Consider the following 19,773-nt stretch of genomic DNA (forward strand, 5'->3'; position numbering starts at 1 on the left):
AGACTAGAGCAGCCGGGTGAGGGCCGTGTCGGTGGCCGGGGCACGGAAGCCGCACGCCCCGGCGGAGTCCGCTCCGACACCGCTCCGTGGAAGGGGAGTCGGCCGTGGCGGGGCGGGTGGGTCAGGCGCCCGGCTGCTCCCGCAGTGCCTGGCACACCGACCAGACCACCGCCACCAGCGGCACGGCCACGACGGCACCGATCACGCCGGCCGCGACCGCCCCGCCGACGACGGCCAGGGCGACCACCACCGGGTGCAGCCGGACGGCCCAGCTCATCACCAAGGGGTGCAGCACGTGCCCTTCGATCTGCCCGATGACCACGATCAGCGCCACGACCACCAGGGCGATCAGCGGTCCCTTCGACGCCAGGGCGACCACGGCCGCCACCGCCAGGGCGATCGGCGAGCCGATCAGCGGGATGAAGGCGGCCAGGAACTCCAGCAGCGCCAGCGGCACCGCGAGCGGCACCCCCAGGGCGAACAGGGCGATCCCCACCAGGACGGCGTTGGTCCCGGCCACCAGCAGAATGCCGTGGGTGTATCCGGTGAACGTCCGCCAGGCGGCCCGGCCGGCCACGGTGACCCGCTGCCGGGCGCCGGCGGGGAGCTGGGCGCAGACCCACTGCCACTGCCGCTCGCCGGAGTGCGTGAAGAAGACCGCGCAGAACACGGCCAGCGCGAGGACCGTCAGCACCTCCACCAGCCGGCTCGCGCCGCTGAGCGCCGTGCTGATGAGCGTGGAGCGGTGTTCGGACAGCAACCTGCCGATCCGCGACTGCAGATCGGCGAACGCGTCCGCCGGGAGCCGGAACGGGGGCTCCTCCAGGCGTCGTTCGATCCGGTCGATCCCGTCGACGAACTCCCGCTCCAGCCCACTGCGCTGGTCCGCCACGGTCTCACCCATCAGGGCCAGCGCCCCGAGGACGACGACGATGCCGCCGACGAGCGCGACGGCGACGGCGAGCGACCGGGGCAGGAACCGGGCCAGCAGACCGGCCACCGGCCGCAGGACCGCGGCGATGACGAGGCCCAGGAAGACGGCGACCGCGATCCGGTGGAACTGCCCGAGCACCGAGAAGGCCACCCGGACGACGACACCGACCGCGATGAGCCGCCAGGCGTAGGCGGCCGCGGTCCGCAACAGGGCGGGCACGCGCGCGTCCTCACCGGCGAGACGTCCGAGCGGCGGAACGGGCGGTTCGGAAGGCGAGGACACGACATCCCCGTACCACCGCACGGCCCCCCACCCGCACCACACCTCCACAATTCCCCCGAAGGCCGGTACCGAAAGGATCGGCGCCCGGTGACCTCCCCCGCCCGCCGGTTGCCGGTGCGTTGCGTTCGATCGATCTGTCATTGCATCAAATTTGCTGCTCTGAACAGCAGTTACGGAAATTCCGAGATTGACGCATCGGTGAATGCAACGTAGCTTCCAGGCGTTGCCGAACACGTCATATCGCGAGACGAGGAATGGTCATGGGGGAATCCGTCCACACCGTCGGCGCCCTGCCGACGGCACGTCGGCCCGGCTGCCCGTTCGATCCGCCGCAGGAGTTGACCGAGGCGCGCCGGCACGGTCCCATCAGCCGTTGCGTCCACCCCGGCGGCGAGCCCGGCTGGCTGATCACGGGTTACGAGATGGTCCGGGCGGTGCTGGCCGACCCGCGGTTCAGTTCGCGCAGGGAACTCATGAACGTCGCCGGCTTCGCGCTGCCTCCGGCGCCGCCCGGCGAGTTCCTGCTCATGGACGAGCCGCAGCACAGCCGCTACCGCAAGCCGCTGGTGGGCAAGTTCACCGTACGGCGGATGCGCCTGCTCACCGAGCGCATCGAGCGGATCACCGCCGACTGCCTGGACGCCATGGAGCGGACCGGGCCGCCGGCCGACCTGGTGCCCGCCGTCGCCAAGCCGATCCCCACCATCGTGATCTGCGAACTGCTGGGCGTGCCGTACGAGGACCGGGCTTCCTTCCAGGAGCAGATCGACACCTTCATGGGCGGGGAGGTGGGCGACGAGGAACTGATGGCGGCCTACACCGCGACCCAGGAGTACCTCGCGCGGCTCGTCGCCGCCAAGCGCGCGAACCCCACCGACGACGTCCTCAGTGAACTCACCGACAGCGATCTGACGGACGAGGAGCTGAAGGGGATCAGTCTGATCCTGCTCGCGGCGGGCTTCGACACCACCGCCAACATGCTCTCGCTCGGCACCTTCGCCCTGCTGCGCCACCCGGGCCGGCTCGCCGCGCTGCGCGCCGATCCCCAACTCACCGACGGGGCCGTTGAGGAGCTGCTGCGGTACCTGAGCGTCGCCAAGACGTTCATGAGGACGGCGCTGGAGGACGTCGAGCTGGGCGGTCGGACGATCGCGGCGGGCACGACGGTCGTCCTGTCGTACCACACCGCCCATCGCGACCCCGAGCGCTTCGCCGATCCGGACGTGCTCGACCTGCACAGGAAGTACGACGGGCACCTGGCGTTCGGTCACGGCATCCACCAGTGCCTGGGCCAGCAGTTGGCCCGCGTCGAGATGCGGGTCGCCTTCCGCGCCCTGGTCGACCGCTTCCCCACGCTGCGCCTGGCCGTCCCGGCCGAGGAGGTCGTGCTGCGCCCGGAGACCGCCGACATCTTCGGGGTGAAGAGCCTTCCCGTGACGTGGGACCGGGAGCGGATGTGACGAGGCCACTCCTGCGCGTCGACCGCGAGCGCTGCATCGGCGCCGGCATGTGCGCCCTGACCGCCCCCGAGGTCTTCGACCAGGACCCCGGCGACGGCCTGGTCCTCCTGCTGCGCGCCGACCCGCCCGCAGTTCACCAGGCCGCCGCGCGCATGGCCGCCGGTGTCTGCCCCGCCCGGGCGATCGCGGTGCGGGAGGAGTGATTACCTGTCAGTAGCTTGTGCGTTCCGGCGTATTGACTCGTGCAGCGGCAGGAGCGATTCTCGTCGCACCTTGGGCGAGGTCATGACAAACAGGTGGTGCCGTGCGCCACCGCGGCCTCGCCCTCCCGCTGACCGAGGGACATGGGCTGTGACCAGAGCCGAACGCCCGTACCGCACGCGCAAGAACCTGACCGTCGTGTCGCTCCTGCTGCTCGTGCTGGCCGTCGCACTGGGCCCGACGCCGAGTTCGGCGGCCGGGACCGACTGGTGGAATCCCCCCGCGCGACCCGCGCCGGACTCGCAGATCAACGTCACGGGAGAGCCGTTCACCGGCACCGACGCCCGGGGCGAGGTACGCGGCTTCGTCGACGCGCACGACCACATCTTCTCCAACGAGGCCTTCGGCGGGCGCCTGATCTGCGGGAAGCCGTTCTCCGACAAGGGCGTGGCCGACGCGCTCAAGGACTGCCCCGAGCACTACCCGGACGGCTCGCTGGCGATCTTCGACTTCATCACGCGCGGGGGAGACGGCAAGCACGACCCCGTCGGCTGGCCCACTTTCAAGGACTGGCCGGCCCACGACTCCCTGACCCACCAGCAGAACTACTACGCCTGGGTGGAGCGGGCCTGGCGCGGCGGGCAGCGCGTGCTGGTCAACGACCTCGTCACCAACGGCGTGATCTGCTCGGTGTACTTCTTCAAGGACCGGAGCTGCGACGAGATGACGTCCATCCGGCTCCAGGCCAGGCTGACGTACGACATGCAGGACTACATCGACCGGTTGTACGGCGGACCCGGCAAGGGCTTCTTCCGGATCGTCACCGACAGCGCCCAGGCCCGTGAGGTCATCGAGCAGGGCAAGCTGGCGGTGGTCCTGGGCGTCGAGACCTCCGAGCCGTTCGGCTGCAAGCAGATCCTCGACATCGCGCAGTGCAGCAGGGCCGACATCGACAAGGGCCTGGACGAGCTGTACGCGCTGGGGGTGCGCAGCATGTTCCTGTGCCACAAGTTCGACAACGCGCTGTGCGGGGTCCGCTTCGACTCCGGCACCCTGGGGACGGCCATCAACGTCGGCCAGTTCCTGTCGACCGGCACCTTCTGGAAGACGGAGAAGTGCACCGGGCCGCAGGCCGACAACCCCATCGGCAACGCGACGGCGGCCGGGGCCGAGGCGAAGCTCCCGGCCGGCGTGGAGGTCCCCGGGTACAGCGCGGACGCCCGGTGCAACGTCCGCGGTCTGACGGACCTCGGCGAGTACGCCGTGCGCGGCATGATGCGGCGCGGCATGATGCTGGAGATCGACCACATGAGCGTCAAGGCCACCGGCCGGGTGCTCGACCTCTTCGAGGCCGCGTCCTACCCCGGAGTCCTCTCCTCGCACAGCTGGATGGATGCCGAGTGGACCGAGCGCGTCTACGGCCTGGGCGGTTTCATCGCCCAGTACATGCACGGCTCCGAGGGCTTCGTCGCGGAGGCCCGGCGCACCGAGGCCCTGCGGGACAAGTACGGCGTGGGCTACGGCTACGGCACCGACATGAACGGCGTCGGCGGCTGGCCCGCCCCGCGCGGAGCCGACGCCCCGAACAAGGTCGTCTACCCCTTCAGGAGTGCCGACGGCGGTTCCGTCATCGACCGGCAGACCACCGGTGAGCGCACCTGGGACCTCAACACCGACGGGGCCGCCCACTACGGTCTCGTCCCGGACTGGATCGAGGACATCCGCCGGGTCGGCGGCCAGGACGTGGTGGACGACCTGATGCGCGGCGCCGAGTCCTACCTCGACACCTGGGGCGCCTCCGAGAGTCACGAGCCCGCGGCCGATCTCGCCACCGGCTCCACCGCCTCGGCCAGCTCCTCCGAGTGGAGTCTGTTCACGAGCTACCAGCCGCACCGGGCCGTCGACGGCGACCGCCGCACCCGCTGGGCGAGCGACTGGAGCGACGACCAGTGGTACCGGCTGGACCTCGGCTCCACGCAGACCGTCCGGCGGGTCACCCTCGACTGGGAACGCGCGTACGCGAGGTCCTACCGCGTCGACCTGTCCACCGACGGCGTGATCTGGCGTACCGCCTGGTCCACGACGGCGGGTGACGGCGGACTGGACACCGCGCGCTTCGCCGCCACACCGGCCAGGTACGTCCGCATCCACGGGCTGGCACGCGGCACCGGCTGGGGCTACTCCCTGCACGAGGTGAGTGTGCACGGCAGCTGACGATCAGGCCTCGCCGGGGGCCGGAAAAAAAGACTCCACGAGAAGTGGACGCCGCGTTCATATAGTGGTTATATGGACGCAGCGTTCACTTCTCGCGGAGGAGAAAGCCATGACCAGCACACCCAGCACCTCCGGCACCACGACCCGCGTCGCCCTCGTCACCGGTGGCTCCGGCGGCATCGGCAGGGCCGTCGTCGAGCGGCTCGCCGCCGACGGCTTCGCCGTCGCCGTCCACTACGCCGGCAACAAGGCGAAGGCCGAGACCCTGGTCGAGGAGATCACCGCCTCCGGCGGCCGGGCCGTCGCCGTCCACGGGGACGTCGCCGACGAGCACGCGATGGCGGCCGCCTTCGACGCCGTCGAAACGGCGTTCGGCGGAATCGACGTGGTGGTCAACACCGCCGGGATCATGGTGCTCGCGCCCATCGCCGAGCTGGACCTGGACGACCTGGACCGGATGCACCGCACGAACATCCGCGGCACGTTCGTCGTCGCCCAGCAGGCCGCCCGCCGGCTGCGCCGCGGCGGCGCGATCGTCAACGTGTCCACGTCGGTCACCCGCACCCAGCTGCCCACCTACGGGGGCTACGTCGCCAGCAAGGCCGCCGTGCAGAGCATCACCCTGATCCTCGCCCGCGAGCTGCGGGGCAAGGACATCACCGTCAACACCGTCGCACCCGGCCCGGTCGCCACCCCGCTCTTCCTGGAGGGCAAGGACGAGGCCACCGTCGCCGCCTTCGCCAAGGCCACCCCGCTGGAGCGGCTGGGCGAACCGCGCGACATCGCCGAAACGGTCGCCTTCCTCGCCGGCCCCGCCCGCTGGGTGAACGGCCAGGTCCTCTACGCCAACGGCGGCCTGGCCTGACCCCGCCGGCACCGCTCGGCAGACCCACCGCACCCACCGCAGCCCCGAAGGAGAAGACCCATGTCATCCGTCGTCCTCATCACCGGCGCCGCCACCGGCATCGGCAACCTCACCGCCCGCGCGCTCGCCGCCGACGGCCACACCGTCTACGCCAGCATGCGCGACATCCGGGGCCGCAACGCCGAGCGCGCCCGGGAACTGCTCGATCTCGGCCGCCGCGAGGGGCAGGACCTCCGGGTCGTCGAACTCGACGTCCTGTCCGACGCCTCGGCGGAAGCCGCCGTCGCGACCGTCCTGCGGGAGGCGGGCCATCTCGACACGGTCGTGCACAACGCGGGACACCTCTACGTCGGCTATGTCGAGGCGTTCACCCCCGAGGACATCCGGCACCTGCTGGACGTCAACACCCTCGGCATCCAGCGCGTCAACCGCGCGGCCCTGCCCCACCTGCGCGCCCGCCGCTCCGGCACGCTCCTGTACGTCGGCAGCACCACCTCCGTCGTCGTACCGCCCTTCCTGGGCCCCTACGTGGCGTCGAAGTTCGCCGCCGACGCGCTTGCCCAGGTCACGGCGTACGAGGTGGGCCGGTTCGGTATCGAGACGACCATCGTGATGCCCGGCCCGTTCACCCAGGGCACCGAGCACTTCCCCAACGCCGGACGTGCCGGTGACGCCGAGCGCAACCGTGCCTACGCCGAGCTGGACCCCATGGTGGCCCGCAACGAAGAGGCCACCGAGGCGCTGTTCCCGCCCGGCGTGGACGCCCACCCGCGCGCCGTCGCCGACGAGATCGCCCGGGTCCTGGCCCTTCCGGCGGGCACCCGCCCCTTCCGCACCGTCGTCGACTTCAGCCAGGCCGGTGTGGAGGAGGTCAACGAAGTGCTGCGCCGGGCCCAGGAGCGGTTCGTGACCCGCCTCGGTTTCGGCGAGCTCCTGCACGTCAAGGGGCCGGAGCCCCTCCGGGCGCCCTGACCGGCCGCCCCGGCCGCGCGCGGACCGCACGGCTTCCTAGACTGATCGACCCCGGACCGAGCGAGGGAGAGACATCGTGACGAAGCAGGCCGAGGGCGCCGCCGAGCGCCCGGCCCGCAGGCGCGGGCGCCGCCCGGCCGAAGAGGTCCGCGCGGACGTCTTCCGCGTGGTCGGCGAGGTGCTGCTGGAGGAGGGCAGCGCCGACCTGACCTTCGAGCGCGTGGCCCGGCTGTCCGGTGTCAGCAAGACGACGCTGTACAAGTGGTGGCCCTCCAAGGGAGCCCTCGCCCTGGACGGCTACTTCCACGCCGTCGAGGAGACCCTCGCCTTCGAGGACACCGGTGACATCCGCGCCGACCTCACGCGTCAACTGCTCTCGTTCGCGCACCTGATGACCCGGACACCGGCCGGGCGGGTGCTGACCGAACTGATCGGCCAGTCCCAGACCGACGAGGACCTGGCCACCGCCTTCCGCTCCCTGTACTCCTCCGGGCGGCGGCGGCTGGCGGGGGAGCGGCTGCTGCGCGCGAAGGAGCAGGGACAGCTCCGCGAGGACGTCGACGTCCAGGTCCTCGTGGACCAGCTCTGGGGGGCGGTCTACCACCGGCTGCTGATCCCCGACGAGCCCGTGACGGACGAGTTCGTCCTCGCCCTGATCTCCCATCTGTTCGACGGCATCGCTCCGCGTCCCACGGCCTAGCCGGCCCGGCGCGCGAGACCGCGGCGGGGTCAGCCGGTCGCGCGCACCGCCTCGCGGATCAGCTCGGCCACGTCCTTCGGCCGGGAGACGGCGACGGCGTGCGAGGCGCCTTCGATCTCGACGACCGTCGCACCGGCCCGCTTCGCGCCGAAGCGCTCCACCTCCGGGTTGATCGCCTCGTCCGCCCCGGCCACGAGCGCCCAGGACGGCTTGTCCTTCCACGCCGCGGCCGACGCGGTCTCGGTGAACGTCGAGGCGGCCAGCGGACGCTGGGCCACCGCCAGGACCTTGGTGAGGGACGCGGGGACGTCGGCGGCGAAGATCGCCGGGAACGCCTCGGGGTCGATCGTCACCTCCACCGCGCTCTCCCCGCCGTCGACCGGGTACGTCTTCTCCTTGAGGCTCCCGACCAGCGGCGAGAGCGGGAAGCGTCCCTGCAGCTCGCCGAGGCTCTCGCCCTGTTCCGGTATGTACGCGGCGACGTAGACCAGACCCACGACGTTCTCCGCGACACCGGCGACGGAGATGACGGCACCCCCGTAGGAGTGGCCGACCAGGACGACGGGGCCGTCGATCTGCGCGGCCTGCGAGGCGATGTACGCGGCGTCGGACGCCAGTCCGCGCAGCGGGTTGGGCGGCGCCACCACGGGGATGCCGTGGTTCTGCAGCTCCTCGATGACGCCGGACCAGCTGCCGGCGTCGGCGAAGGCGCCGTGGACGAGCAGGGCGGTCGGAGTGGTGACCATGTCGGTGCTCCTTGGAACGGTCGGGCCGGGGTGACGGGTCAGCGGGTGTGCAGCGCGGCGTGGAGGACCGCGGAGGCCTGGCGGATGGCCGCGTCGGCGGCGTGGGTCCCGCGCAGGGCGTTCAGCATCACGAAGTCGTGGATGACGCCCTGGTAGCGCACGGCCGTGACGGGCACACCGGCCTGACGGAGCTTGCCGGCGTAGGCCTCGCCCTCGTCGCGCAGCACGTCCGCCTCGGCGGTGATCACCAGGGCCGGGGGCAGACCGGTGAGCTGCTCGGTGGTGGCGCGCAGCGGCGAGGCGGTGATCTGTGCGCGCTCGGCCTCGTCGGTCGTGTACTGGTCCCAGAACCACTGCATGCCGTCGCGGCGCAGGAAGTAGCCGGTCGCGAACTGGTGGTAGGAGCCCGTGTCGAAGCTCGCATCGGTCACCGGGTAGAACAGCACCTGCTGCACCGGCGCGACGTCACCGCGCTCCTTGGCCATCAGGGTCAGGGCGGCGGCCATGTTGCCGCCCACGGAGTCACCGGCCACCGCCAGCCGCGCACCGTCCAGGTCCTTGGCCGCGCCCTGGGTCACGACCCACTGGGCGACGGCGTAGTTCTGCTCGATGGCGACGGGGTAACGGGCCTCGGGGGAGAGGTCGTACTCGGGGAAGACCACGGCCGCGTTCGCGCCGACGGCCAGTTCGCGGACCAGGCGGTCATGGGTGTGGGCGTTGCCGAACACCCACCCGGCGCCGTGGATGTACAGGACGACGGGCAGGGGACCCTCGGCGCCGGCCGGCTTGACGATCCGGGCGCGGACGCTGCCGGTCGGACCGCCGGAGACGGTGATCCACTCCTCGTCGACGACGGGCTTGGCGATGTCGCCCGACTGCACCTCGTCGACGGCCTTGCGGCCCTCGGCCGGGGCGAGGTCGAACAGGTAGGGCGGGTTGGCGGTCGCCTTGGCGAACTCCGCCGCGGCCGGCTCCAGAACCGGCTCGACCGGCTCAAAGGTGTGGGACATGCGAACTCCTGGGACTCTCCACTCGCCGGTGTCTCCGGCGAGGCGTCCCGGCCGCATCGAAGATCCGCCGGGCCGCCTGCGGCCACGCTAGATCCGGCAGGCCCCACCCTCTTGCCCACCCGCGCACGGCCTCTGCTCCCGGCGCGCACGGAGCGTCCCGCTGGGGGTGGCTTGCCGGGTGGGGGTGCGTGGTGCGGTCGTCTGCCGGGCGGGTGGTTTCGCGGGCGGGGTCTGGTGGTGCGGTCGTCCGCGGGGCGGGTGGCTTGCCGGGTGGGGCTGTGTGGTGCGGTCGTCTGCCGGGCGGGCGGTTTCGCGGGCGGGGTCTGGTGGTGCGGTCGTCCGCGGGGCGGGTGGCTTGCCGGGTGGGGCTGCGTGGTGCGGTCGTCTGCCGGGGCGGTGGGCCGTCCTGCCGGACCCTGCGGGACGGCGGCCGCCGGTCCGCCGGTCGTACGAGACCGGTGACATTGCCGGTCCGCGCGCGGTGCCCGGTCCCCGACAGTGGCACGGCCAGCCCAACGGCGGTGCCCTGAGCCGCGGGCACGCGGCGGACTCCCCAGGTCCCGCGTGCCCGCGGCACGGGCCGCCCGCCACGACAGAGAGGACGACTCGTCGTGCACCTCCACCCCCACACCGGTCGCCGGACCGGGACCCGTGACTCCCTCGGGCGCCGGGCCGGACGCCGGACCGGCCGACTGGCCGCGGCCGCCGCGACCCTCGCCGTCGTCGTCGGCCTGGGACCCCTGACCAGCCCGGGCGCCCACGCCGCCGACAACCCCTACGAGCGCGGCCCGGCCCCCACGACGTCCAGCATCGAGGCGAGCCGCGGCCCGTACGCCGTGTCGCAGACGTCCGTCTCCTCGCTGTCCGTCACCGGCTTCGGCGGCGGCACCATCTACTACCCGACCAGCACCAGCGACGGCACCTTCGGCGCGGTGGCCATCTCGCCCGGCTACACCGCCTACGAGTCGTCCATCGCCTGGCTCGGACCGCGCCTGGCCTCCCAGGGCTTCGTGGTGTTCACCATCGACACCCTCACCACGCTCGACCAGCCCGACTCGCGCGGCCGTCAGCTGCTGGCCGCGCTGGACTACCTCACCCAGCGCAGCTCGGTGCGCGGTCGCGTCGACGCCTCGCGCCTGGGCGTCATGGGCCACTCGATGGGCGGTGGCGGCAGCCTGGAGGCGGCCAAGTCGCGTCCGGCCCTGCAGGCGGCGATCCCGCTGACGCCGTGGAACCTCGACAAGAGCTGGCCCGAGCTCACCACGCCGACCCTGATCTTCGGAGCCGACGGCGACACCATCGCCCCGGTCTCCTCCCACGCCGAGCCCTTCTACTCCAGCCTCTCCTCCTCGCTGGACCGGGCCTACCTGGAGCTGAACTCGGCGTCGCACTTCACGCCCAACTCGTCGAACACGACGATCGCGAAGTACAGCATTTCCTGGCTCAAGCGGTTCATCGACAACGACACCCGCTACGAGCAGTTCCTGTGCCCGCTGCCCCGGCCGAGCCTGACCATCGAGGAGTACCGGGGCAACTGCCCGCACGGCTCCTGACCGCCCTTTCGCCCCGGGCCGTCAAGCCGCGGCGGCCCGGGGGACCGGCGGCGGACGCGCCATGCGTCCGCCGCCGGTGCCGTGCCGTGCCGTGCCCGTGCCCGTGCTCTGCCGTGCCGTGCCCGAGTCGTGCCGGGGCACGGCCGGGGCGGGTGGTGGTTGGGCCGGGGCACAGTCCGCCGTCGGGTCCCCCGGGGCGCTCACCCGGCCGTCCTGGACAAACCCGCAGGTGCCGAAGGGGTTCCGGGTGTCTCGCAGCGCGGACGTAAGCCTTCCGGTCTTCCTTACGCGCAAGTAACCTCCTTGGGATGACGGGAGACACAAGCTGGGTGCGCACGGCTCCCCGCGCGAGGGGCTCACACGGGCGGAACGCCGTCCGGTCGGCCGCCGAAACCCGTGGCGCCGCCGAACTCGCGCGCGGCCGGACGCAGCTGTACGACGGGCCGGTGGGCGACGCGCGAGAGTCCCTGCTGCTGGCAGCGTCCCTGCTGGCGGCCGACGCCCCGGACGGGGCGGAGACCGCACGCCTCTTCGCCGCGGACGCGGCATGGGCATCGGGCGACGTCCTGGCCTGCCTGGCCACCCTCGACGGTTCGGACACCGCCATCCGGGCGTCCGACCACGCCGGCCCGGAAGACACCCCGGTGGAAACCGCCGCGGGGCGCGACGACGCCTCGCCACTGACACGAGCCACCGCCGTCGCGACACCACCGGCCGACCCCCTGGACCGCACCACCGCTCCCGCGACCGGCCCGGACAGCGGAGAGCCCAACCCGCCCCAGGGCGGCCCCGTCCCGGCCGGCCGGGAACCACGTCCGTCCGGCGGCGGTGGCCCGGACCGTCGAGGCCCCCTTGCGTCCGGTGGCGGGGGTGGCTCGGACCGCCGAGGGTCTGATGCGTACGGCGGTGGGCCGGGCCCCGGCTGGCCCCGTGATCCGTTCGTGCGGGACTACCGCGACGGGATGCGTGCCCTGCTCGCGCGGCGGCCCGAGGAGGCCGTCGGGCCGCTGCGTCGGGTGCTGGAGCGGGCGTGGGCCGACGGCCGTCCGGAGCGGTTGTTGCGCGCCGCCGCGGCCGCCCTGCTCCTCGGGGACCTGCACGCGGCCCGCTCCGCAGGAGCCCGTGCGCTGGCCGCCGCCCGCCACGCGGAGTGCACCGCGTCCGAAGCACGCGCCCTGGAGTACCTGGCCTACGGCGAACTGAGAGCCGGCCGCCACGCCCAGGCGCGCCATCACGCCGAGGAGGGCGTACGCGCGGCACTGGCGGCCGGCCGCCGCAACACCGCGGCGAGCCACCACGCGATGCTCGCCCTGGCCGCTTCGATCGAGGGGGACACCGCCGCCGTCGCCGGATACGCCACCGCCGCCCTGCGCACCGCCCGCCGCCACGGCCTGGCCCAGTCGGCCACCCTGGCCGAGTGGGCCATCGCCCGCGCGGACCTGGCCCGCGGCCGCCCCCTGGACGCCGCCGACCGGCTCGGACCGCTCGTCGGACCGGGCCCCCGGCGCGGACACTTCGCCGTCTGGATGCTCGCCGTGCCCTGCTTCGTGGAGGCCGCGGTGCTGGCCGGGCAGCCGGACGACGCCCGGGGCGTGGTCACGGACCTGGCCCAGTGGGCGGCCTTCGGCGCCGACCCGCACGCACCCGCCCAGCTCGCCCGCTGCCGCGCCCTGCTGGCCGCGGACGACGGCGAGGCCGACGACCTCTACCTGCGCGCGCTCGCCCTGCACGACGAGTCGGGCGGTGACTTCGAGCGCGCCCGCACGGAGCTGCTGTACGGCCGGTGGCTGCGGCGGCGCCGCCGGCTGCGCGAGGCCCGCGCCCGCCTCGGAGCCGCCCTGGTCGGCTTCGAACGTTGCGGCGCCGGCGCCTGGGCCGACCAGACGCGCGGCGAGCTGCGCGCCAACGGGGCGGCGTCCGCGTCCGAGCCGGCCGGAGGCCTGTCGCGCCTGACCCCGCAGCAACTGCGCATCGCGCGCCACGTGGCCGAGGGCGCCACCAACCGGGAGGTGGCCCAGCGGCTCGCCGTCAGCACCCGCACGGTCGACTACCACCTGCGCAACGTCTTCGCCGTGCTCGGCGTGCGCTCCCGCGTCGAACTGGCCCGCATGGTCGACCAGGAGAGCCGCTGAACGGCCGCCGAGCCGTCGCCGATCACCGCAGACCCGTCGAGAAGAGTGCCGCACGCCTCTGGGGACCGACCGGACGGTATGCCATTCTTCGGAGCAGGACTGTAGGGGTGACGAGGGCCACCCGCGCAGCGCACCCGCCGGACGCCGCCGTGCCCGGCCGGCGGCGGGCGCCGCCGGACGGCCGAAGTTGGGGGAGGACCGCGATGCATCCTGCCGCACGCACACGCACGACGTTCCGCACCGGGCCCACGCCCGTTCCGCAGCCGCGGACACGGCGGATCCGTTCGTTGATCGACGCCGACGCGCTGCGCGTCCTGCACCGGGCGGCCCGCGTCCTGCTCGACGAGCTGCCGGAGCTGACCGACCGGCTGCTGGTGGTCCTGCGTGAGCAGGAACCGGCGTACCGGACCACGCTGGAGAACGACCACGCCGCCACCTGGCAGGAGACCCACCGCTCCCTGCGGCACAGCGTGACCTCGCTGCTGGACCCGCGCGGCACCCGCGAGGCCGCCCATCGCTGCACCTGGCGGATCGGTGCCACCCGAGCCGAGCAGGGGCTGCCGCTGGACGCCCTGCTGCACGCGTTCCGGCTGGGCGGCTCCCTGGTGTGGCAGCGGCTGGTCGAGGAGACCGCCCGCGCGGAGCCCGACGACATCCGTCTCCTGGTGCACGTGGCCACCGACGTGTGGAACTTCGTCGACGAGCACTGCACCCTCGTGGCCGACGCCTACCGGCAGACGGAACGGCAGCTCGCCTGGCGGCGCGAGAACCGGGTGCGGCTGCTGGCGGCGGCCCTCCTGGAGGGCACCAGCCGGATCGCCGACCTGCCCGAGACGGCCGACGGACTGGGGCTGCCCGAGCAGGGCCGGTACGTCGTCGTCGCGGTGGCCGGGGTCCGCCCGCAGGGGCCCACGGGCCTGCGGGCCTGCGTGCGGGCCTCGGGCACGAACGCGTACTGGCATTCGGGCGCGGAGGTGGACTACGGCATCGTCCTGGTCGGGGAGGCGGGGGACGGACAGGACGACCGCGACCCGGCGGCGGCCCTTGAGCTGCCCGAGGAGGCCGCGGGATGCCGTGTCGGCGTCGGCAGCGCCGTGACGGGACTCGCCTCGGTGGGCGACGCCCGGCGCCTGGCCGATCTGGCCCTGAGCATCTGCCCGCCCGAGGGCGGCACCGTCCGGCTCGCCGAGCACCTGCCCGAGGCTCTGGTGATCTCGTGTCCGGAGCTCGGCACGACCCTGACCGAGCGGGTGCTCGGGCCGCTGTTGCGGCTGGAGCCGGCCGACCGGGACGTCCTGCTGGACACCCTGGTCGCCTGGTTCGCCTCCGAGGGGTCCGCCCAGCGCGCCGGTGAACGGCTGTACTGCCACCGCAACACCGTCCTGAACCGGTTGCGCCGCTGCGAACAGCTCATCGGCCGCTCCCTGGCCCGCCCGCTCGACGTGGTGGAGATCAACCTCGCCCTGACGGCCCACCGCCTGCTCCCCGGCTGACCCCCGGCCCGGCCCCGCCCCTGCCCCGCGCCCGCCTCCCCACCGCAAGGCGCCAGCCCTGGGCAGCCGCACAATCCCCTGCGAGCCGGGTTGGGACCGCGCAGCCACCCGGCCCGAACACCTGTACCGCGTGTCCGCGCCCGTGCTGTCGTGGGCTGCCCTTCCCCCGAAGCACCCGTGCCCGACGGCACGGACCCGAGGAGCCGTGATGCCCGAAGCACCACCGGACGAGGAGCCCGCCCTGTACGTCGAGGGCCTCGACGTGACCTACGGCCGCGCCGTGTCCGCCCTTCGCTCCGTGACCCTGACCGTCCCGCACGGCACGGTCGTCGCCCTCCTCGGCGCCAACGGCGCGGGCAAGACGACCCTGCTGCGGGCCGTGTCGGGCACCCTGCGCCTGCACCGCGGCGCGATCACGGCCGGCCGTGTCCGCTACGGCAGCACGGAACTCGACGGGCGCGACCCGGTCGCCGCGGTGCGTGCCGGAGTCGTCCAGGTCCCCGAGGGGCGCCGGGTCTTCGCCGGCCTCACTGTCGACGAGAACCTGCGCACCGGAGGCCTCGGCCTCGGACGGCGCCGCCCGGACCAGGTCGCGCAGGCCCGGGACCGGGTCTTCACGCTCTTCCCGCGCCTCGCCGAGCGCACGCGGCAGGCCGCGGGCCTGCTCTCCGGCGGCGAACAGCAGATGCTCGCCATCGGCCGGGCCCTCATGGCCGCGCCGCGCCTGCTGCTGCTCGACGAGCCCTCCCTGGGCCTCGCCCCGCAGATGGTCCACCGGATCGCGGAGGTCGTCCGCGAGATCAACGCCCAGGGCACCGCGGTCCTGCTCGTCGAGCAGAACGCCGGCATGGCGCTGTCCCTCGCGGACACCGCCCACGTCCTGGAGGTCGGCGAGGTCCGCCTCTCCGGCCCGGCCGGCGAACTCGCCCGCACGGACGCCGTGAAGCGGCTGTACCTCGGCGAGACCACCGATGGCACCGCGACGACCGGCACCGCGACGACCGGCACCGACACGACCGGCACCGACACCGCACAGACCGCCGCAAGAACCGAGGGGCAGGGAGCCGCGTGACCGTCCGCACCACCGCACCACCCGAACTCACCGTGACGGACGTGACCGTCCGGTTCGCCGGTCTCACCGCCCTGGACGCGGTGTCCTTCACCGTCGCCCCGGGCTCCGTCCACGCGCTCATCGGACCCAACGGCGCGGGCAAGTCCACCTGCTTCAACGTCCTGTCGGGGCTGTGCCGCCCGGCCGCCGGCACCGTCCGCCTCGGCGACGCCGACCTCACCCGGCTCGCCCCGCACCGCATCGCCGCCCTCGGCGTCGCCCGCACCTTCCAGAACATCGTCACCACGCAGGGCACGGTCGCCGACAACCTGATGCTCGGCCGTCACGCCCTGTCCCGGGCCGGCTTCGCCGCCAGCGCCCTGCGCCTGCCGCAGGCGCGGCGCGAACAGCGCGCCCACCTCGACCGGGCCCGCGAGATCGCCGAACTCACCGGTCTGGGACCGCACTTCGACCGTCCCGTCGCCCTGCTCTCCTACGGCGACCGCAAGCGCGTGGAGTTCGCCCGTGCCCTCTGCCTGGAGCCCAGCGTGCTGCTGCTCGACGAGCCCGTCGCCGGGATGAACGCGGCCGAACGCGCCCGCACCGTGGAGGTCGTGCACGCCGTGCGCGCCGAACTCGGCCTCTCCGTCGTGCTGGTGGAGCACGACATGGGGCTGGTGATGCGGCTCGCCGACGAGGTCACCGTCCTCGACTTCGGCCGGGCCATCGCCCACGGCACCCCGGACGAGGTACGCCGCGACCCGGAGGTGCTGCGCGCCTACCTCGGCACCGGCTCCGAAGCGGAGGAGGACGCGGCATGACCACCTTCCTGGACAACGTCTTCAACGGCCTCGCCCTGGGCGCGGTCTACGCCCTCGTCGCCCTCGGCTTCGTCATCATCTTCAAGGCCTCCGGCGTCATGAACTTCGCCCACGGCTCCCTGCTCCTGCTCGGCGGCTACCTCACCGCCGTACTCCACGACGACCTCGGCTTCGCCGGCGCCCTGGCCGTGTCCGTCCTGGTGACCGCGGCCGTGGCCGGCGCCATGGACCGCTTCCTGCTCCAGGCCGGCGGCGGCGCCGACCCGCACGCCGCCCACGTGCAGACCATCGTCACCATCGGCGTCGACATCCTCATCCTCACCGACCTGTCCCGGCGCATCGGCGGCGACCTGCTCTCGCTGGGCGACCCGTGGGGCGACTCGGTCAGCGGGCTGGGGCCGGTGACCGTCGCGGACAGCCGTATCGCCGCGATCGTCGTCTCCACCCTGGTCATCGCCGCGGTCTTCGCCCTGTTCCGGTACACCTCCTGGGGCCTGTCGCTGCGCGCCTCGGCCGAGGACGTCGAGGCCGCCGCCCTGATGGGCGTACGGCTCGTGCGCATCCGCATGCTCGCCTGGTGCCTGGCCGGAGCGCTCGCGGCCCTGGCGGCGGTCTTCCTCGCCGCGTTCCCCGCACCCGGCCTGGAGCGCACCACCGGCCAGATCGCCCTCAAGGCGTTCCCGGCGGCGATCCTCGGCGGCATGGCCTCGCCGCCCGGCGCCCTCGCGGGCAGCCTGCTGATCGGCATGACCGAGGCGCTCGTCGCGGGTTACCAGTCCGACCTGCACGTCCTCGGCGAGGGCTTCGGCGACGTCGCCCCCTACGCGGTGATGGTGCTGGTCCTGCTGGTGCGGCCCACCGGCCTGTTCGGCGGAAAGGCGGCGGTCCGTGTCTGACCGGCTCTCCGGAACGCGCACCGGCACCCCGCGCCTGTGGTGGACCCTCGCGGCCGTCGTCGTCCTGTGCGCGCTGCCCTTCTACCTCGACGCCTTCTGGCTGCGCATCGGCCTGTTCTCGATGGCGGCGGCCGTCGGCGCGATCGGCCTCGGCCTGCTGTCCGGCACAGCGGGTCAACTCTCCCTCGGCCACGCCTTCTTCCTCGCCGTGGGCGCCTACGGCTACGTCTGGCTGGCCGGTGAACCGGGGCCCGCACTGCCGACCGCCGTGGCCGCCGTGCTCGCGGTCCTGCTCGCCGGGGCGGCCGGCGGGCTCTTCAGCCCCGTCGCCGGCCGGGTGCGCGGCGTCTACCTCGGCGTCGCCACCCTGGCCCTGGTCTTCCTCGGCCACCACGTCCTGCTGACCGCCGACTCCGTCACCGGCGGCTTCAACGGCCGCTCCGTGCCCCCGCTGGAACTGGGCGGCTTCTCCTTCTCCGCCGACTCCGGACTGACGCTGCTGGGCGTGCCGTTCGGCGCCGAGGAGAAACTGTGGTACCTGGGGCTCGCCCTGTTCGCGCTCACCTGGTTCACCGCCCGCGGACTGCTGCGCGGCCGTCCCGGACGCGCCCTGGTGGCCCTGCGCGACAGCGAGACCGCCGCCGCCGTCATGGGCGTGGACGTCTCCCGCTACCGCTCGGCGGCCTTCGTCGTCTCGTCGATGTACGCGGGCCTCGCCGGGGTGATGATCGCTCTCTCCTTCCGCCGCGTCGTGCCCGACTACTTCGGACTGGTGCTGTCGGTCGACTATCTCGCCATGATCGTCATCGGCGGTCTGGGCTCGGTCGCCGGAGCCACCGCCGGCGCCGTCTTCGTCACCGCGCTGCCCCTGCTGATGACCCGTTACGCCGACCAACTCCCCCTGGTCGCCGCCCCCGGCACCACCGGCGGCCCGGTCGGCCCCACCGAGGCCGCCCGCTACCTCTACGGAGCGGCCATCGTCCTGATCCTGCTGTTCGCCCCCGACGGGCTGCACGGCCTCGTCCGCCGCCTGCGCGCCCGCCTGCGCCGCCGGTCCGCCCCACCACCCACAGCCGCCACCTCCCCGACACCCTCACCAGCGCCCTCCGCACGAGCCAAGGAGCCCACCCCGTGAACTCCACGCACCACACGCACCGCGTACGCCCCAGGACGCTCCTGGCCACGGCCCTGGCGGCCCTGCTGCTCACCGCCACCGGATGCAGCTCCAAGGCCGACTCCGCCAAGAGCGGCGGCGACGGCGCCGACGGCGTCAAGACCGGGCCCGGAGTGACCGACAAGGCCATCAAGCTCGGCGCCCTCACGGACCTCACCGGCCCCTACGCCACGCTCGGCAAGAGCATCGTGCAGGCCCAGCAGATGTGGGCGGACGAGGTCAACGCCCGCGGCGGCATCTGCGACCGGCGCGTCGAGATCGTCGTCAAGGACCACGGCTACGACGTCCAGAAGGCCGTCACCGCCTACGCCGACCTGTCCACGGACGTCGTGGCACTGCCCCAGGTCATCGGCTCGCCCGTGATGGCCGCGCTCCTCGACGACATCGAGCGGGACAAGGTGCTCACCTTCCCGCAGGCCTGGGCCGCCTCCCTGCTCGACCGGGACTCCGTCCAGGTCCTGGGCACCACCTACGACATCGACATGATCGCCGCCGTCGACTTCCTCACCCGCGCCAAGGGCCTGAAGAAGGGTGACACCGTCGGTCACGTGTACTTCGAGGGCGACTACGGCGCCAACGCGCTCGAAGGCGCGCAGTGGGCGGGGAAGAAGGCGGGCCTGAAGGTCGTGGGGCAGAAGATCAAGGCAACGGACACCGATCTGTCCGCGCAGGTCTCCGCGCTGCGCAAGGAGGGCGTGAAGGCCGTCCTGATCAGCGCCGGACCGGCCCAGACCGCGTCCCTGGTCGGTGTGGCGGCCTCGCGCGGCCTGAAGGTGCCCGTCGTCAGCAGCGCCCCCGGCTATGCCCCGCAGCTGATGAAGACGCCGGCCGCCCCCGCCCTCACCGCCCTGCTGAACGTGGTCAGCGCAGCGCCCGCGGTCAGCTCGGACCTGCCGGGCGTGCGCAAGATGGTCGCCTCCTACCAGAAGAAGTACCCCGGCTCCCTCGTCGACTCCGGCGTGCTGTCCGGCTACAACGCCGCCCAGCTGATGGGCAACGACCTGAAGAAGGCCTGTGAGAACGGCAGCCTGGCCCGCGAGGACGTGGTCAAGGCCCACCGCTCCCAGTCCGCGGTCGACGTCGGCCTCGGCACCGCGCAGAACTTCTCCGACAAGGCACAGCCGGCGAGCACCTCGACGTACGTGCACAAGCCGGACGCCAAGGCGGTCGGCGCCGCGGTGAACGTCGAGGACGCGCACACCGCGCCGGGCGTCGAGGAGTACCTGGCCTCCCGCTCGTGACCGGCGGGGCCCGGCCGCACGCCGGCCG

At 73.2% G+C, this 19,773-nt stretch carries 16 protein-coding genes and 1 pseudogene; 14 read left to right on the forward strand and 3 right to left on the reverse strand.

Translation table 11 applies throughout. The features are described from left to right. Positions 1-121: 121 nt before the first annotated feature. A complete protein-coding gene (locus tag ACIGAQ_RS06870; protein WP_399779660.1) occupies positions 122-1,216 on the reverse strand; it encodes an AI-2E family transporter in 1,095 nt (364 codons plus the stop codon). Positions 1,217-1,476: 260 nt separating this feature from the next. On the opposite strand from ACIGAQ_RS06870, the gene ACIGAQ_RS06875 reads away from it, so the two are divergent. The 6 genes from ACIGAQ_RS06875 (at position 1,477) to ACIGAQ_RS06900 (ending at position 7,628) form a co-directional block, all read left to right on the forward strand. Further along, positions 1,477-2,676 carry a cytochrome P450 gene (locus ACIGAQ_RS06875; RefSeq protein WP_399779661.1) on the forward strand — a complete coding sequence of 400 codons (1,200 nt, stop codon included), beginning with the start codon at positions 1,477-1,479 and terminating at the stop codon, positions 2,674-2,676. After that, positions 2,673-2,879, forward strand: coding sequence for a ferredoxin (locus tag ACIGAQ_RS06880; RefSeq protein WP_311686203.1), 207 nt, complete (start codon positions 2,673-2,675; stop codon positions 2,877-2,879). The genes ACIGAQ_RS06875 and ACIGAQ_RS06880 overlap by 4 nt, the downstream gene beginning before the upstream one ends. Positions 2,880-3,027: 148 nt before the next feature. Continuing rightward, positions 3,028-5,091, forward strand: coding sequence for a discoidin domain-containing protein (locus tag ACIGAQ_RS06885; RefSeq protein ID WP_399779664.1), 2,064 nt, complete (start codon positions 3,028-3,030; stop codon positions 5,089-5,091). A gap of 109 nt (positions 5,092-5,200) precedes the next feature. Next, positions 5,201-5,956: an SDR family oxidoreductase gene (locus ACIGAQ_RS06890; protein WP_311686201.1), complete on the forward strand. Its 756-nt coding sequence runs from the start codon at positions 5,201-5,203 to the stop codon at positions 5,954-5,956. 60 nt (positions 5,957-6,016) lie between these two features. Continuing rightward, a complete protein-coding gene (locus ACIGAQ_RS06895; RefSeq protein ID WP_399779666.1) occupies positions 6,017-6,928 on the forward strand; it encodes an SDR family oxidoreductase in 912 nt (303 codons plus the stop codon). Positions 6,929-7,004: 76 nt separating this feature from the next. Further along, positions 7,005-7,628, forward strand: coding sequence for a TetR/AcrR family transcriptional regulator C-terminal ligand-binding domain-containing protein (locus tag ACIGAQ_RS06900; RefSeq protein WP_399779668.1), 624 nt, complete (start codon positions 7,005-7,007; stop codon positions 7,626-7,628). A 29-nt stretch (positions 7,629-7,657) separates the two neighbouring features. Here the strand turns inward: ACIGAQ_RS06900 and ACIGAQ_RS06905 are convergent, their stop codons facing one another. Further along, positions 7,658-8,374 carry an alpha/beta hydrolase gene (locus ACIGAQ_RS06905; protein ID WP_362283318.1) on the reverse strand — a complete coding sequence of 239 codons (717 nt, stop codon included), beginning with the start codon at positions 8,372-8,374 and terminating at the stop codon, positions 7,658-7,660. A gap of 38 nt (positions 8,375-8,412) precedes the next feature. After that, the gene (locus ACIGAQ_RS06910; RefSeq protein WP_311686194.1) at positions 8,413-9,384 is read right to left on the reverse strand and encodes an alpha/beta hydrolase; all 972 of its coding nucleotides are present in this window, start codon (positions 9,382-9,384) and stop codon (positions 8,413-8,415) included. 611 nt (positions 9,385-9,995) lie between these two features. Between ACIGAQ_RS06910 and ACIGAQ_RS06915 the strand changes: the two genes are divergently transcribed. From ACIGAQ_RS06915 to ACIGAQ_RS06950, 8 genes and pseudogenes are all read left to right on the forward strand, one after another. Continuing rightward, on the forward strand, positions 9,996-10,937 hold the full coding sequence (locus ACIGAQ_RS06915) for an alpha/beta hydrolase (protein WP_394814313.1): 942 nt from the start codon (positions 9,996-9,998) through the stop codon (positions 10,935-10,937). 455 nt (positions 10,938-11,392) lie between these two features. Beyond that, a pseudogene (locus ACIGAQ_RS06920) lies at positions 11,393-13,069 on the forward strand (LuxR C-terminal-related transcriptional regulator); the annotation flags it as partial. 203 nt (positions 13,070-13,272) lie between these two features. Then, complete coding sequence (locus ACIGAQ_RS06925; protein ID WP_399779671.1) at positions 13,273-14,562, forward strand: PucR family transcriptional regulator; 1,290 nt, start codon at positions 13,273-13,275, stop codon at positions 14,560-14,562. Between the two features lie 208 nt (positions 14,563-14,770). After that, positions 14,771-15,634, forward strand: a complete 864-nt coding sequence (locus tag ACIGAQ_RS06930) for an ABC transporter ATP-binding protein (RefSeq protein WP_399779673.1) — start codon at positions 14,771-14,773, stop codon at positions 15,632-15,634. After that, the gene (locus tag ACIGAQ_RS06935; protein ID WP_399779675.1) at positions 15,631-16,434 is read left to right on the forward strand and encodes an ABC transporter ATP-binding protein; all 804 of its coding nucleotides are present in this window, start codon (positions 15,631-15,633) and stop codon (positions 16,432-16,434) included. The genes ACIGAQ_RS06930 and ACIGAQ_RS06935 overlap by 4 nt, the downstream gene beginning before the upstream one ends. Next, positions 16,431-17,330 (forward strand): branched-chain amino acid ABC transporter permease, encoded by a 900-nt coding sequence (locus ACIGAQ_RS06940; protein WP_399779677.1) that lies wholly within the window; start codon positions 16,431-16,433, stop codon positions 17,328-17,330. Before ACIGAQ_RS06935 ends, ACIGAQ_RS06940 begins: the two co-directional genes overlap by 4 nt. Continuing rightward, entirely contained in the window at positions 17,323-18,465 is a 1,143-nt protein-coding gene (locus ACIGAQ_RS06945) for a branched-chain amino acid ABC transporter permease (protein WP_399779679.1), read from the forward strand. The genes ACIGAQ_RS06940 and ACIGAQ_RS06945 overlap by 8 nt, the downstream gene beginning before the upstream one ends. Continuing rightward, a complete protein-coding gene (locus ACIGAQ_RS06950; RefSeq protein WP_362283305.1) occupies positions 18,462-19,745 on the forward strand; it encodes an ABC transporter substrate-binding protein in 1,284 nt (427 codons plus the stop codon). The genes ACIGAQ_RS06945 and ACIGAQ_RS06950 overlap by 4 nt, the downstream gene beginning before the upstream one ends. Positions 19,746-19,773: the final 28 nt, after the last annotated feature.

The organism is Streptomyces sp. NPDC085932, from assembly GCF_044540525.1.
GTDB lineage: Bacteria > Actinomycetota > Actinomycetes > Streptomycetales > Streptomycetaceae > Streptomyces > Streptomyces levis.

Coding starts and splice junctions, on each gene's coding strand:
- ACIGAQ_RS06875 (WP_399779661.1), top strand. CDS start 1,477: ATGGGGGAATCCGTCCACACCGTCGGCGCCCTGCCGACGGCACGTCGG.
- ACIGAQ_RS06890 (WP_311686201.1), top strand. CDS start 5,201: ATGACCAGCACACCCAGCACCTCCGGCACCACGACCCGCGTCGCCCTC.
- ACIGAQ_RS06895 (WP_399779666.1), top strand. CDS start 6,017: ATGTCATCCGTCGTCCTCATCACCGGCGCCGCCACCGGCATCGGCAAC.
- ACIGAQ_RS06905 (WP_362283318.1), bottom strand. CDS start 8,374: ATGGTCACCACTCCGACCGCCCTGCTCGTCCACGGCGCCTTCGCCGAC.
- ACIGAQ_RS06910 (WP_311686194.1), bottom strand. CDS start 9,384: ATGTCCCACACCTTTGAGCCGGTCGAGCCGGTTCTGGAGCCGGCCGCG.
- ACIGAQ_RS06925 (WP_399779671.1), top strand. CDS start 13,273: ATGCATCCTGCCGCACGCACACGCACGACGTTCCGCACCGGGCCCACG.
- ACIGAQ_RS06930 (WP_399779673.1), top strand. CDS start 14,771: ATGCCCGAAGCACCACCGGACGAGGAGCCCGCCCTGTACGTCGAGGGC.
- ACIGAQ_RS06940 (WP_399779677.1), top strand. CDS start 16,431: ATGACCACCTTCCTGGACAACGTCTTCAACGGCCTCGCCCTGGGCGCG.